This window comes from Cohnella sp. OV330 (assembly GCF_900112065.1).
Taxonomy (GTDB): Bacteria; Bacillota; Bacilli; order Paenibacillales; family Paenibacillaceae; genus Cohnella.
On record NZ_FOKE01000009.1, the window covers coordinates 40,672 to 55,183 of the forward strand.

Below are 14,512 nucleotides of genomic sequence, written 5' to 3' on the forward strand. Positions count from 1 at the left end.
CATGGCCGGGCTGTCCGGCGGGCAATAGCGGTCAAAAAGACCGCTATCGGCTCATGGCTGGGCGGTCTGGCGGCAAATAGCGGTCCTAATGACCGCTATCGGTCCATGGCCGGGCTATCCGGCGAGCAATAGCGGTCAAAAAGACCGTTATCGGCTCATGGCTGGGCTGTCCGGCAGGCAATAGCGGTCAAAAAGACCGCTATTGGCCCATGGCCGGGCTATCCGGCGAGCAATAGCGGTCAAAAAGACCGCTATCGGCTCATGGCCGGGCTGTCCGGCGAGCGATAGCGGTGCATGGTGCGGCCCCACCTAGCCCCAGCACTACTCATTCCCACACAGACGTCAGTCTCGTCTCTTCGGAGACGAGGCTCTCTTTATCTCATCCGCTTCATGCGAAACCGGAAAGGAGCCGTGCGTCCGCATGACCCATGTCGTTCTCTGGTGCGTCGTCGCCGTCTGCGTCGTGCTCGCGCTGGCGCTGGCACTTGTCTGTCTATACCTCTACAGGGTGGCCATCGCGCGGAACAGCAAAGCTTTCCTTGGCGCCGATCCGAGCCTCCCCGAGAACGAAGCGTCCAGCTGGCATTCGGCGGCGGCTTGGTACGGCAGTCAGCCGTTCGAGCTGGTCGAGATCGCGTCGTTCGACGGCCTCAAGCTGCGCGGGCATTATCTGCCTGCGGATATGCCGTCTCATCGAGCCGTCGTCCTGGCGCACGGCTACAACGGCCAAGGCGAAGACATGGCCGCCTTCGCCCGCGAGTATCATTCGGCGGGTTACCATATCCTCATGCCGGACGCCCGCGGTCACGGGCACAGCGAAGGCCGTTACATCGGCTTCGGCTGGCATGAGCGCAAGGATTACGCGCGCTGGATCGACGAGCTCGTGCGCCGGATGGGCCCGGACGCGCAGATCGTGCTGCACGGCATCTCCATGGGCGGCGCGACGGTCTTGATGGCGAGCGGCGAGCTGCTGCCTCCTCAGGTCCGGTGCATCGTCTCCGATTGCGCCTACAGCTCGGTGAAGGACATTCTGACCTACCAGCTGAAGCGGATGTACAAGCTGCCGCCGTTTCCCCTGCTGCCCCTGACCAGCCTCGTTTGCCGGATCAGAGCGGGCTACTTCTTCGGCGAAGCGTCCGTCGTGCGCCAGGTGTCCAAAGCGGAGAAGCCGATCCTGTTCATCCACGGGGGAAGCGACAGCTTCGTGCCGACGGCGATGGTCCACAAGCTGCACGAAGCCGCCGCGCCGGCGGACAAGCCGCTGCTCATCGTGCCGGGCGCGCAGCACGGGTCCGCTTATACGACGGACCCGGAGGTTTATAAGGGGGAGGTGCTGGCGTTTCTCGCGCGGCATCTGGGTCCCGATACCGTGCGCGTGATGTCCTCCCGGGAAGCCTAGACGTCATATTCGAGCTGTTTTCGCGCGTGAGCGATGAACTCGAGCGGGGTGGGCGTCTCTTCGGGGCTATATTCGACGGCGCCGATTTTCAGGATCAGCTCTACTTTAAAGCGAGGCCCGCCCTCCGTCTCGTTCAGTTCCCGGGCGCGCTGCCGGAGCCTGTCCACCACGACGTTCGCGCCTTCGCGATCCGTGAACAGCAGCATGCCCCAGGTCGGATTGTCGGCATTGAGCATATACAGCGAGTCGTTGGTCCGGATGCTGGTCTGGCTGAGCTGGCTCACGTTGTAGATAGTCTGGGTCATCTGCTCCCGGCTGATCATCCGTTTGATCTCGTCCCAGTATTTCACGCTGACAATCAGCAGGGTGAGCGGCATTTTATAACGTTGGGACAAGGCCATGAACACCGTCGCGTCCTTCTGGAACGACAGATTGTTTTTCAGATCGGTGTGTTCGTCCATGGTCGCGAGCGACTGATTCAGCTTTTGGAGCCGCTCGTTGTCCTCCTGCAGCCGCCGGTTGGCTGCCGTGATCATCCAGGTGATGAGCGTGAGCAGCGGGGTCAGCACCAGCCAGACATAATTCTGCGCGCTGACCGTCGCGCCCTCGACGACCGTCCGATACAACGTGAACGTCCCGTAGCCGAAGATGAACAGAATGTTCAGGATCAATCCCGCGGTGACATTGGTGAAGTACGTGATGATCGCGATCAAAAAAGCCGCGTTCAGGAAGATGATATTGTACATATAACGGTCCGGGTCGCCCGCCATGTAGACGATGACGACGAAGGAGAAAATAAACAGGAGCAGGTAGGCGCCGTCCGACAAAAGGCTGCTCTGTTTGCGTCTCATCGCTCTCCTCTCCTTTTCCCGCGGTGCTTGCGGATCAATAGAATCAGGGACAGGAGGACGAGCAGGATGACGGAGACCGCGGCTGCCGTGAAGACGAGTACGTCCCTGCGATCCATTATGCTCTGCACCGCCGAGGGATGATCCGGCGTCGCCTCCAGCTTGAAGCGGTAAGCATGGATATTCCCGTCTGTGTCCGTCACGGCGCCGTCTCCGTAAACCTTCCACATCGTCGATTCATTGGCGATGAGCTTGGAGGCCAGATAGACGTACTGGGAGTCTGCGCCGGTGACCGCCAGCAGCCCGTGGCCGGACTCATAAGGAGAGACGATCAGCTGCAGCGAGCCGATTCGCTTGCCGTAATCTTCGTCGATGCTCATCTTCTCGTTCGATTCGAATCCGCTGCCCGCGACGTTGTACTTAAAATATAGGCTGTCGTTCGCGCTCCGGATAACCGGATTGTCCGCATAGGAACCGATCGCGATGACGTTGCGATCCTTCAGCGCGTCGGCGGAAGCGTCCGGACCGAAGAAGCGGACTTCGCCGGCATTGCCCTCCGCGTATTGTCCCAGCAGGTTGAACAGGTTGCCGATCGTCCGATACGTATTGCCGTCGCGCGTCTCCGGCAGAACGACGCCGACCTGATTGTAAATGCCGTCCCGCAGGAACGGATACGGATAGTTGTTGAACAGCAGTTCTGTGCGGTCCTTCGTATTCAGCTGCAGGACCGAATCGGTATCGATAAACGCCCAGGGCATCTGATCCTGCGGAAGCACGCAGGAGGCGTTTTTTACTTCAAGATCGAACGCCGCCGTAATCGTGAAGTTGCCCGACAGATTCATGTTTTTCGGAATCGTCAGGTTCAGGCTGTCCCCGTCCGCCAGCGCATCGGTGAGCTTTTTGCTCCCGATCGGCTTGTCGTTGACGAGAACGGTGACTAGCGACCTGTCGAAGTCCAGGTTTTTGGCATAGCGGAACTGCAGGCTCAGCTTGCTCGCCTCGGCGACAGACCGGTTGGCAGGCAGCGTAACGTAGTAATCCTTGGTCCGGTGGAAAGCGCCCGTGATCTGATCGCCGACATCGGTCAGATTCACGATTTTCGTGACGTCGGGGACGGGCGAGACGATCTCCGTGTTCTCCGTCACTTCTTTGACGGGGCCGGAGAGTTGCGCGAGGAGGTCGGCATTGCCGATCAGCCTGCCTGCCTTGACGAGTAATTCGGCATTGTCCGAGGTCACGACGAGCGTCGGCCGACCGTTCGCGTCTACCAGGCGGATCACGGCTTTATTGTCGAGCGGGGCATCAGCGACGAGTTTTTGGAGGGAAGCCGGGAGCCGATCGCGCTTGGCGACGGCTACGACCAGCTTCTTGTCCGCGATGTCGTCTTCATCGATTCCGTAGGCCATCAGGGGAACGCCCTTAGAGTCGGCGCCGCCGGATTTTGCGAGCCCCGACAGCGCGTAGACGGCTGCCTCGAGTTCCGACGCATCGGCGTCCTTGGGGACGGCGATCGCGTTATCCTGCCGGGCGAACGTGTCCAGCCCCGTGAACCTGGCGGCGAAGTCGGCGATGGAATTTGCGAGCGGGAGCGGCGAATAGCCCACGATGATGCTGGAGCTTTTGTAAATCTGGAACCATTTATCCGCGTAATAGGCCGGCGTACAAATCTGCACTTGCCCGTCCTCCGCTACGATATGGCCCTGAATCGTGAGCGTGTTGGTACCCTTGATCAATGCCGAGACGGGGACTTCGACGACCATTCGTTGTCTGGCGCTCTCGCTCGCGACCGGACGGAACGACGTAATCATCGTTCCGTTGACGCTGATCGTGACGCTGGACAGCTTGTTCTGCGCAAGCGGAGAGGCTTTGTAGTCCAAGGCGACCTTGACTTGCCCGACCTTCCAATAGGCGGGGACCTGGAAAAATTGTTGCTTGTACGACACGTTGCCGTCCAGCGTCGTGTCCGTGTCGGAGATCGGCGTCGCGTAAGACGTGGCGCCGGAATTGGCGCCCGGCTCAGCGGCGATGGCCGCATAGGGGACGGTGGCGGCAGCGGCGAGGCACAGCAGCATGAACAGCATGAGGCATTTTTTCACACGGCTTCCTCCTCGCTTAGAATCTTTCGGTTTTGTACCATTTAACCTCGCGCTTAAAGATCTGGTCCTTGAAGTAGTTGTAGAGCCCGTACGCGGCGACGACCATCCACAGCTGGCAGTACGTGACGTACATCAGCATGATGAGCCACAGATTCGACAGCTTCATCTCGCCCTTCTCCGTGGTGAGCGTGATGTAAGTGCCGACGACGAAAAGCGTGATCGCCAGCAGCCACAGAAACGAGCTGAAGCCGGCGATGGTCGTCTTGACGTAGCCGAGCGCGTGCAGGACCAGCAGCAGATCGGATACGATTAGCGAGCTGACCAGCAGAAAATAGATGGCGACGAAGTACAGAATATCGAAACGAATGCGGGCCGCCTTGCGGTTGAAAAGCAGCGGGAAATTTTTGACGATGACGTACACGTTGCCCTTGGCCCAACGAGACCGCTGCTTGAACCATACCTTGACCGTCTGCGGTTCCTGCTCCCAGGTCACCGATTTGGGCTGGAACTTGATCCGGTAGCCCATCATGTAGATCCGGAAGCTGATCTCCGTGTCCTCGGCGATCGCCTTGACGTCCCAGCCGCCGATGTCCTCGACAATATGCCTTCGCATAATGAAGTTTGTACCCGGTATCGTGCACAGCTTGAACAGCTTCCACCTGCCGGCCTGAGCCATCCACTGAAACGAGAGCGTCTCGATGTTGATGAAGCGCGTGAGCAGGCTCGCGTTCCGGTTGCGGGTGCGGAACTTGCCGATGACCGCGCCAAGTTTGGCATCGGCCATGATCTCGGCGACGAGGTAGGTCAGCGCAGTCTTCTCGGGCGTGTTGTCGGCATCGTAGATGGCGATCAGCTCGCCCTTGCTTTGCGCGAAGCCGATGTTCAGCGCGTTTGATTTTCCCTTGCCGCCGGTCGCTTTGTCGGTATTGATGACGATCAAGTTCCTGCCTGCATACCGGCGCTGAAGGCCGGACAGCAGCTCGCTGCTGTTGTCCGAGGAATTGTCGTTGATGACGATGATCTCGTACCGGTCGTGCGGGTAGTTCAAGGCGAGCAGAGATTCCACCGTTTTGACGATGACCACGCCCTCGTTGTGGGCCGGTACCATGATCGAGACGAACGGCGGCGTATCCGGGAGCGCCGGGACGGGCTGGCGGTCCGTCTGCAAATAGAAGAGATAGCCGGCGACGATCAGCGCGACGTTCACGAGCAGCAGCGACCAGATGCAGATGACCGATATGAGCATGAGGATGTCAAAAGGTGTCATTGGCTGCCTCCAGGATATTGGAATTTTCGTCGATAGCGGCGATAGCCAATGAACAGGAAGAGGCCGAACACGGCCAGGGAGGCGCCGATGATCACCATCAGAATCCGGTTCTGGATGCCGAACAGCTTGGCAAAACTGGTTTTTGCGGCTGCGGTGTAAGCATAATGCTCGTCTACCGCCCGCTCGTGCTTGCCGATATCCAGCGGCTTGCCGTCGATTAGGAGGCTGCCGCCGGAAGACAGAACGGTCAGCCGATCCGTTCGTACAGCGTGCGTCCCGTTTTTCAGATCCGCAAAGGGAATCCAGCTGCGGGAGATCGCGTCGACGGCGTCATCCATCGACGCCGCATCCGGGAACAGGTCGAAGGAGAGGGCGAGATTCAGCGGCAGCGGCGTCCGCGGCGCGACGCTAAGACGCTCGAAGTCCTGGAATTGCGCAAACGGCATGACGTAGGGTGAGAAGGCGAAGGCTGCGGACGTGCTCGTGGACTGGACGTGCTGCCCGTCCGCGTTCGGCGAAAGGAAGACCGAATCGAAAAAGGTCATGCCCTGCGAGGCATAGACCTTGTCGTAGGTCCAGAACAGGCTGGCGCTCATGCCGAGCGGCGCGATGCCGTTCGCCGCCAGCAGCTCGATAAAGCCGCTCATCTTGCCGCGAAGCGAGCCGTCGCCGACCGTCGAAGTGGCGGCGACGGCCGGCGCGTCGACGAGGATGCTGCCGTTGCGGGCTTGCACGTACTGCAGCGCCTGAAGGTAACGCTGCATCGCAGGGTAGTTCGTATTGTAAAATACGGGCTTCACGCTGGCCGTGAAGGGCACGCCGGCATCATAGAGCTTGTCGGCGAGCGTCTTCAGCAGCTCGAGATCGGAGAAGGGATAGATCTCCTTGATCAGGACGTATGCGCCGAAGTCTCCGGCGGCGCTTAGCCAATCCTTTAAAACGTAGGCTAGCGCGAGCTCGGTCAGGCTGTCTGCGGACAGGCAACAGGCGTAGGCGAATCCTTTGGCGGATACGGCGTACGGCGTGCGCCTTCCGTCGCTCATCGACGTCAGCGTGCCGTACTTCTTCGCATCGAACGAAGTCCCGGCGATCAAGTCCAGGTCGGCGACCGTCGACAGCGTCTGGCCGTAGTCCCCTGCTTCGAGACGGATCGTGTCCATCGGCGCGGGGGCCAGCTTCAGACCCAGGCCGGCTCGCACGCGGTCCGGGAGCTCCTGGCCGCCGATCTGCAGGTAGTCTCCATCGTAAGCCGCCAATTCCGATGCAAGCGCGCCGTTAGCGGAGAGGTCCGGCGCATTGCGTACGATCGCGACGCGCCGGTAGGACTTCAGCGTCCCTTCGGCATAACGGTCGAAGGCCATAACGGCGACAGGGACGCCATAAGCGGCAAGCAGCCGTTCGAGCGTCTCGACATTGCCTTTCCGCGAAGTCGATAAAGCCAAGCTGTCGTAGAGGAGCAGCACCGGGTCGGCAGTCGAAGCGGGCGAATTCGCGGCGGAAGCGGGTCCGGTGGTTACGATCGTGCATGCGAGCGCGAAAGCCAACACGATCAGCATCGTAGTCCGGGGGATACCGAAGCTTTTTCGCATGAGCCTTCCTCCTCGCTTGGTTGATCGGGTTAGGCGGCGGTAGTCGCCGCAGGAGCCGTGTCCGGACGCAGCGGAACGTTGCGCCAGAGACGTCCCAGCAGGGCGTCGGATACCGTCATGAAGGTCACGAGGTCGAAGACGATCGTGAACATGAACTCGTGCTTGGCCAAGTCCGCATCCCCCGCGCCTACGATCGAGATCGCGATCCCCGCAAGACCGAGAAGGATCATCGTGAGCAGCAGAGGCAGCCTGACCGCTTGCCGGCGATTTTTGGTCCTGACGGCGGAGACGAACGAAGGCATGTACAATCCGATGACGACGATCGTCCACAGGAAGATGAAGCCGAAGGTTTTGGGCGTCAGCGCCTTCTTGAGCACGCTGTATAAGGAAAAGAAATGCGTCTGCGCGCCGAAAGCCAGACCTTCCGATTTCTCGTAATTGCCCATCGTCTCCGGCCGCGTCGTGAACGCGCCTTTAGCGGCGAGGTTCAGCATCCGTATCGCCTGATCGGGATGTGTCGCATAGTAGGCGAGCACCTTGCCGAAACCAAATTTACCGTAGAACTCGGTCAGCATCTTATTGGAGTTCACGTCGATCGTCGTATACGGCTCGTAATAGATCGAGCCGCTGAGCAAGGAATATTGGCGGTCGATTCCCATGCTCTCGAGCGATTGTTCGGGGTCGCCCGAATCCGGCAGCACGCCTCGGGTCATGGCGTGGTATTTGTTGATGTTGACGAATTCCTGCGGAATCAGCACGTAGGAAGCGATGCTGACGGCGAGCAGCAGCGTCAAGCCGCCGGCTGCGCTGATCCTATAGCGTCGGTCGCTGCGCGCCAGCAGTACGAAGATGCCGAACAGCGCGATCAAAATGCCAAGCGGCGCGTTCTGCTGCTTGCTCGTGACGAGCAGCAGCGAGCTGATCACGAACACGGCAAGCATCGCATAATCGTTGAATCTTCGACGATAGATGAGCAGGCCGGAGGCCAGCACGAACAGCGACATAATCAGCATCAAGGCTTCGCTGTAAAAAGAGTTGAAATATGCCGTGTAGGCCGTGTCGCCGAAAATAAAGACCGCGATCGCGGCGATCGCGTATCCTCGCTTCGCGGGTGCCTTCCAGGTTAGGGCCTCTACCAGCATATAGACGGCGACAGTGTAAAGAATTAAATAAATCGCGGCTTGGATGCGGATATCGAACGTCCGGGCGTCCAAAAACCAGATGTTAAGCCGGAGCGCCAGACGCACGAACAGCGATTGGGACGAAGATAGCGTCGCGCCGTTCTCATTGAAATACTGAAAGATGCCGTAGTGCTTGATGAAGTAGCCGAAATATTGGCCCGCGTAATCAGTCGCATTAAAATAAATGCCGTTGCTATAGAGGATGCGGAAGTAGTCGCCGTTATCGGCCATGCCGACGTAAGGCTTCACGAACAAGGCGGCTGCAGAGATGGCGAGCACGGCGGCGGCCGCGATCAGCGCGGGAGAAGCATAGTGGGTCGCCGCCTTGAAGATTCGCTTCCAGTAGGCGGCGATTCCGCCGGCGCCCGGCGCGTCCGATCGACTCATATGATCCTCTCCTTCCCGTCCGCTGGTTGAAGCTAATAAGCGTAAGCCAGCAGTGCCGTCAAATTGTCGAACGAGTAGGCCTGGCCCGTGGCAGGATCGCCGAAGCCGCCGTCCAGCGGTCCTCCGGTTCCCGTCGTTCGCAGCTCGTTCATTCGCGCGATCGCCTGTTCATACATCTCCTTGTCGCCCGCGACTGAACCGATCATCGCGGCGAGCGCATAGATGGCGGTCGAGCGGACATCGTCCTTCGGCTCCCCGTTCCGGCTGTAGGTGCCGTACAGCTTGCCGGCTTCAACTTGCTTTTTGATGTACGCGACGCTCTCCGGATGCGCAAGTCCGGCCTCGGACAAGTGCAGGATCGTCACTAGCGATTCTACGGTCCGGATGTCCTGGGGAGACGCGTATTCCCCCTTGCCGTAATCGTAGCGCGTCTCGTAAAAAGGAAACGCGTCGCCGAGGTAGCCGCCTTCAGCCGTGCGACGGGCGTTTTCGAGCAGCCGCCCCTTGTCGCCTTCCGGAAGGTTCAGCATCCCGAGCGTCTTGAGATCGATATAACACAAGGTCAGAAAATCGTTGGTCGTCTTGTACGTCTCGTCGTAAAAGTCGTAGAGCCGTCCCTCTTTGACGTTGTAGGCGTAGAAACGCTGTCCGTAACGGTCGGCCTCGGACGTATAAGCGGCGTCCTTGAATGCGGCGCCGGCCTCGTAGAGTGCGCGAATGATGCGCAGGTCGTCGACGGCTGCATTGACGGGATAGCGCCGATCCGACAGCGGGCTGTAGCGGTAACTGAACGAAGCGTTCATGTCGAATGCGGCGCGGGCCCGGTTCCACGTCGCTTCGAAGGACGCGCGCCGTCCACTCAGCGCGTAGTACCGCATCAAGAGCCCGGACGACTCGCTCAGGATCTCGTGGCCGCTTGCGGCTGTGCCGTCTTGCGCCGTATCGATGAGGTTCGTGTAGATGCCGTCCCTGCCTGTCATGCGGTTCGCGATGAATGCTTCGAGCGCGGCGCGCCCTTCGTCGTGAGCCGCCGAGGCGCCGTACCGGTTGGGCGGCAGCGCTTTTTTGGCCGCGTCTTCCGATGGTGTCGCGCTCTGTCCGCATGCAACGAGTATAGCTGCGCATGCGCCGAGGATGGCGATGAGTCGAATCATCATTTTCGTGGCATCGCTCCTGTCTTGACACGATTGGTCGCAAGGCTTTGTACAATAATTACCATGCACTCCCCGCCTGTGCGACGGCATTCGGAATCATCTTTTCAAGATTCGACAAATATAAACTTAGAAATCATAAATAACCGTGAATATAGTCTTATTATGTATAAAAATGTCGAATGAATAGTTATAAGAGATTATGTGTGCAGAAAATAGATTTAAAAATAATCCGTTATACCTACTCGGTTATCATAAAGATTATTTTAGATGAAACCTTGGATTCCGTAACGTTAAACAATTTGGTAATTCGGTCGTAAAGGCGGAACGTCGTGAATGCGGAATTGACGATGTGTAAGGCAAGTGATATAGTTCGATAATAAAACAATTCAACGATCGAATGATTAGAGGGTGATACTATTGCTGGCAGGACCGAAGCTTAACGGTCTGATCGAACGTTACAAGACTGCCATGTTCACCGTGAACCGGCGAATGACCGCGCTGCTGCGGGACGAGATGCCCGGCGATCTGACGCTGGACCAGTTCGCGATCATTCAATACGTCGGGACGCGAGACAACTGTACGTCGACCGAGCTGGCCGACGTATTTTGCGTGGGCAAGAGCTCGATCACGGCGATCGTGTCGCGTCTGGTGGACAAAAGCCTGATCGTGCGCAGCCCCGACGACAAGGATCGGCGGGTTATGTACCTGCGGCTGACGGAGGCGGGCGAGCGGATGGCGGCCGACCTGAACGAGCGGATCGGATCGCTGCTCGGCGCGTACGTGTCGGCGTTCGACGAGGCCGAGGCCGATCAATTCATAGAGACCTACGAGAAGCTGGCGCGCGCCGTCATGGAGAGCGGCGGCCAGGCTTCCGGGGAGAGGAGCGGCGGGGATTCATGAGAAGCATCGTAAAATTCAGGTGGGCGGTACTCGCGCTCTGGCTCGTCGTCGTGGCCGGGCTGGTGCTCACGGCGCCGAACATGGCGGATCTGGTTCGGGAGAAAGGGCAAATCACCGTGCCGGACGGCTACACGTCGACCCATGCGGGCGAGCTGCTCCACGAGCGGGACGCGCAGCGCGCGGGCGACGGGGAAGGCGGCGGCAGCGGCAGCTCGACCGTGCTCGTCTTCCATGGCGAAGCCGCGCTGACCGACGCGCAGATGTCGGAGATCAAGGCGGGCATCGACAAGCTGAAGGCCGAGAAGGAGAAGCTTGGCATCGTCTCGGTCACGACCCACTTCGACACGGCGGAGCTCAAGGACCAGATGGTGTCCAAGGACGGCAAGACCGTGCTGGCGCTGCTCTCGGTGGATGCGAGCGGCCGCGAGCTTTCCGACGTTCGCAAGGATCTTGCGGACGCGATCTCGGACGTCAAGGTCGACCACTACTATACCGGTAACTGGATCATCCAAGAGGACGTCGTCCAGAGTTCCCAGGAAGGACTGCACAAGACGGAGTACATCACCGTCGCCTTCATTCTGGCGATTCTGTTCCTCGTGTTCAGGTCCGCGATCGCGCCGTTCATCCCGCTGCTCACCGTCGGGATCAGCTACGTCGCGGCGCAGTCGGTCGTGTCCTATTTGGTCAAATATCTCGATTTTCCGTTGTCGAACTTCACGCAGATCTTCATGGTCGCGGTCATGTTCGGCATCGGCACGGACTACTGCATCCTGCTGATCAGCCGGTTCAAGGAAGAGCTGGCGCACAACGGCGGCGACAAGGTCGGGGCCATTCTGGCGACCTACAGGACCGCGGGGAAAACCGTCATGTATGCCGGCCTCGCCGTGCTCGTCGGCTTCGCCTGCATCGGATTTTCCACGTTCAGCCTGTACCAATCGGCGGTCGCGGTCGCGGTCGGCGTCGCGGTGCTGCTGATCGCGCTGGTGACGCTCGTGCCGTTTTTTATGGCGGTGCTGGGCAAAGCCATCTTCTGGCCGACGCGCGGATCGCTGGAGCATAAGCCGAGCGGGTTCTGGGGCGCCATGGGCAGCTTTTCCCTGAAACGGCCGCTCTGGTCGCTGCTCGTGCTGGCGGTCGTGCTGGCGCCGTTCCTTTCCATCTATAAGGGCTCGATCTCCTTCAACTCGCTCGACGAGATCGGCGACCGCTACGAATCGGTCAAGGGTTTTAACGTGATCGCGGACAGCTTCGGGCCGGGCGAATCGCTGACGACGACGGTCGTGCTCAAGACCGACAAGGCGATCGACACGTCCGAAGGGCTCGCGATGATCGAGCGCGTGAGCCGCGAGCTGGCCGGCGTCGACGGCGTCAAGGCGGTTCGAAGCGCGACGCGTCCGACGGGCGAGGCGCCGAAGGATTTTCAGGTGACGTCGCAGGTCGACACGCTCGGCAGCGGACTGGACCAAGGCGCCGAAGGCATCGGTCAGGTGTCGAAAGGGCTGGCCGACGCGAGCAAGTCGCTTAGCGCCAACGCATCCAAGCTCAGCGGGGCGGCCGAAGGCGCCGACGAGCTCGTGGCGGGCACGCAGTCGCTGAAGAGCGGGATCGCGCAGCTGGAGAGCGGCCTCAAGGCGGTGCAGAAGGGACTTCAAAGCGGCACGTCGGGCGCCGGCGAGCTTCGGCAGGGCGCGGCGCAAGCGAAGAAGAGCGCCGATCAGCTGCTGGCCGCGAGCCGCAAGCTGGAGGCGAGCTATAAGCAATTGGCGGGGGGGCTCGATCAGCTCGGCGCGGGCTACGATGACATCGCCGCCAAGCAGAAGGCGCTGGCGGACGGCCTCGCCGACCTGGGCACGGGCATCGGGGGCCTCGGCGACAAGTATCCGGAGCTGGCGTCCGACGCGGATTACCAGCGCGCCGTGGCCTCGCTCGGCCAACTGCAGTCGAATGCTTCGCAGCTGGCGGGCGGGCTGTCGCAGCTCAGCGCCAAGCTGGACGGCGCGACGGCGGGGCTGAAGCAGGCGAACGCGGGCCTAGCGCAAGCGGCGGACGGCCAGGCGCAGCTATCGGCCGGACTGGCCAAGCTGGCTTCCGGCATCGCGCAGCTAGAGAGCGGGTTGGATCAGGCTGCCGACGGGCAGGGCCAGATCATCGGGCAGCTGCCGAGCGTGACCGGCAGGCTCGACAAGCTGGCGGACGGCCAGCAACAGCTGGGCGATGGTTTTGCGCAGCTGAACGACCAGTTGGGCCAGCTCACGAGCGGGCTGAATAAAAGCGTAAACGGCCTTGACCAGGTGTCGGGCGGCCTGAAGTCTGCCCAAGACTACATCGGCGAGCTGTCCTCGGCATCGGACAGCGATCTGAGCGGCTGGTTCATCCCGGCCGACGCCATTCAGCGGGCGGACTTCCAGCAAGCGCTGGACGTATACGCCTCGAAGGATCGCAAGATCACGACGTTCGACGTCATTTTCTCCGGCAACCCTTACGAGCTCGAAACGATGAAGCTCATCGATCCGCTGCAGGAAGCGATCGACCGCGGTTTGAAGGGCACGGCGTACGACACGGGCTCGACGCATGAGATCGGCGGCGTCACCAGCGCCAACAACGACCTGCACGAGATCTCCTCCGCGGACTACTCGCGGACGGTCATGCTCATGCTGATCGGCATCGGCCTGATTCTGATCTTCATGTTCCGGTCGATCGTAATCCCGATCTACTTGGTCATCTCGCTGCTCGGGACGTACTACACGTCGCTCGCGATCACGGAGCTCATCTTCGTGCGCATACTCGGGCATTCGGGCACGAGTTGGACCGTTCCGTTCTTCGGCTTCGTGCTGCTGATCGCGCTCGGCGTCGACTACAGCATCTTCCTGATGGACCGGTTCCGCGAATACCGGAACCTGCCGCCGCAGGAGGCGATCCTCAAGGCAATGCGGAACATGGGCACCGTCATTCTGTCCGCCGCGCTCATCCTGGGCGGCACGTTCGCGGCGATGCTGCCGTCGGGCGTCATGTCGCTGCTCCAGATCGCGACGATGGTGCTGTGCGGACTGTTCCTGTACGCGGTCATCGTGCTGCCGCTGTTCGTGCCGGTCATGGTGCGCACGTTCGGCGAGGCGAACTGGTGGCCGTTCATGGGGCGGCGTTCGGCCTCGGCCGGCGGCGACAGCGCCCTCGGGCGGGTATCGCACGACGCATAAAGCGGCGAGCGCTGCGAAGCGTGCAGTTAAGTATAGGAAAAGAAGCTCCGGCGACGGGGCTTCTTTTTTCGTATGTGGAGGAGCGGGCCATGCGCACGATTTGTTCGCTTGACGCTCGTTTCCGGACAGGAGATCCGCTATTCTCGCCGAAAGGGTGTGGTTACACATGGTTGCGGACTACAGTTCCGTTATTCAACCATGCTGCCGAGTTCATCGCGGGTTTTGGAGCAAATAAGAGATCCTCAGTCCGCGAACCGACTACATGCCGCCAATGAGAGAGAAATAACGGATGCGGTGTCCGCAGCGGTCGACGAGACGGCTGCGCGAGGGCGGAGAGTTCAAGGGAAATGTGCTTGAAGGGCGAGCGAGGTTCGGTTGCTTGCGGTCACGGCCCTCCATGCACAGAAAATGTGCATGGAGGGCACGAGCAGCCCAACTGCGTGCGGCTAAGGCGCGATGATGCATAGAAAAGGTGCATGAAGCCATCCGGCGGC

At 60.3% G+C, this 14,512-nt stretch carries 9 protein-coding genes; 3 read left to right on the forward strand and 6 right to left on the reverse strand.

The window, feature by feature from the left end; genetic code table 11:
- Positions 1-421 precede the first annotated feature (421 nt).
- Positions 422-1,399 (forward strand): alpha/beta hydrolase, encoded by a 978-nt coding sequence (locus tag BM235_RS20450; RefSeq protein WP_090116097.1) that lies wholly within the window; start codon positions 422-424, stop codon positions 1,397-1,399.
- Here the strand turns inward: BM235_RS20450 and BM235_RS20455 are convergent.
- From BM235_RS20455 to BM235_RS20480, 6 genes are read right to left on the reverse strand one after another with little or no spacing between them, the layout of a single operon-like run.
- Positions 1,396-2,250 (reverse strand): diguanylate cyclase domain-containing protein, encoded by an 855-nt coding sequence (locus BM235_RS20455; protein WP_090116098.1) that lies wholly within the window; start codon positions 2,248-2,250, stop codon positions 1,396-1,398. The genes BM235_RS20450 and BM235_RS20455 overlap by 4 nt on opposite strands.
- Positions 2,247-4,343: a cellulose biosynthesis cyclic di-GMP-binding regulatory protein BcsB gene (locus BM235_RS20460; protein WP_090116099.1), complete on the reverse strand. Its 2,097-nt coding sequence runs from the start codon at positions 4,341-4,343 to the stop codon at positions 2,247-2,249. Before BM235_RS20460 ends, BM235_RS20455 begins: the two co-directional genes overlap by 4 nt.
- 16 nt (positions 4,344-4,359) lie before the next feature.
- On the reverse strand, positions 4,360-5,610 hold the full coding sequence (locus BM235_RS20465) for a glycosyltransferase family 2 protein (protein ID WP_090116100.1): 1,251 nt from the start codon (positions 5,608-5,610) through the stop codon (positions 4,360-4,362).
- Positions 5,607-7,199 (reverse strand): hypothetical protein, encoded by a 1,593-nt coding sequence (locus BM235_RS20470; protein WP_090116101.1) that lies wholly within the window; start codon positions 7,197-7,199, stop codon positions 5,607-5,609. Before BM235_RS20470 ends, BM235_RS20465 begins: the two co-directional genes overlap by 4 nt.
- 29 nt (positions 7,200-7,228) lie before the next feature.
- On the reverse strand, positions 7,229-8,767 hold the full coding sequence (locus tag BM235_RS20475; protein ID WP_090116102.1) for a glycan biosynthesis hexose transferase WsfD: 1,539 nt from the start codon (positions 8,765-8,767) through the stop codon (positions 7,229-7,231).
- A gap of 32 nt (positions 8,768-8,799) precedes the next feature.
- On the reverse strand, positions 8,800-9,924 hold the full coding sequence (locus tag BM235_RS20480) for a hypothetical protein (RefSeq protein WP_090116103.1): 1,125 nt from the start codon (positions 9,922-9,924) through the stop codon (positions 8,800-8,802).
- Between the two features lie 405 nt (positions 9,925-10,329).
- On the opposite strand from BM235_RS20480, the gene BM235_RS20485 reads away from it, so the two are divergent.
- Both BM235_RS20485 and BM235_RS20490 read left to right on the forward strand, forming a co-directional pair.
- Positions 10,330-10,821 carry a MarR family winged helix-turn-helix transcriptional regulator gene (locus BM235_RS20485; protein WP_369803533.1) on the forward strand — a complete coding sequence of 164 codons (492 nt, stop codon included), beginning with the start codon at positions 10,330-10,332 and terminating at the stop codon, positions 10,819-10,821.
- Positions 10,818-14,018: an MMPL family transporter gene (locus BM235_RS20490; protein ID WP_090116104.1), complete on the forward strand. Its 3,201-nt coding sequence runs from the start codon at positions 10,818-10,820 to the stop codon at positions 14,016-14,018. Before BM235_RS20485 ends, BM235_RS20490 begins: the two co-directional genes overlap by 4 nt.
- Positions 14,019-14,512 lie beyond the last annotated feature (494 nt).

Coding starts and splice junctions, on each gene's coding strand:
- BM235_RS20450 (WP_090116097.1), top strand. CDS start 422: ATGACCCATGTCGTTCTCTGGTGCGTCGTCGCCGTCTGCGTCGTGCTC.
- BM235_RS20455 (WP_090116098.1), bottom strand. CDS start 2,250: ATGAGACGCAAACAGAGCAGCCTTTTGTCGGACGGCGCCTACCTGCTC.
- BM235_RS20465 (WP_090116100.1), bottom strand. CDS start 5,610: ATGACACCTTTTGACATCCTCATGCTCATATCGGTCATCTGCATCTGG.
- BM235_RS20470 (WP_090116101.1), bottom strand. CDS start 7,199: ATGCGAAAAAGCTTCGGTATCCCCCGGACTACGATGCTGATCGTGTTG.
- BM235_RS20475 (WP_090116102.1), bottom strand. CDS start 8,767: ATGAGTCGATCGGACGCGCCGGGCGCCGGCGGAATCGCCGCCTACTGG.
- BM235_RS20480 (WP_090116103.1), bottom strand. CDS start 9,924: ATGATGATTCGACTCATCGCCATCCTCGGCGCATGCGCAGCTATACTC.
- BM235_RS20490 (WP_090116104.1), top strand. CDS start 10,818: ATGAGAAGCATCGTAAAATTCAGGTGGGCGGTACTCGCGCTCTGGCTC.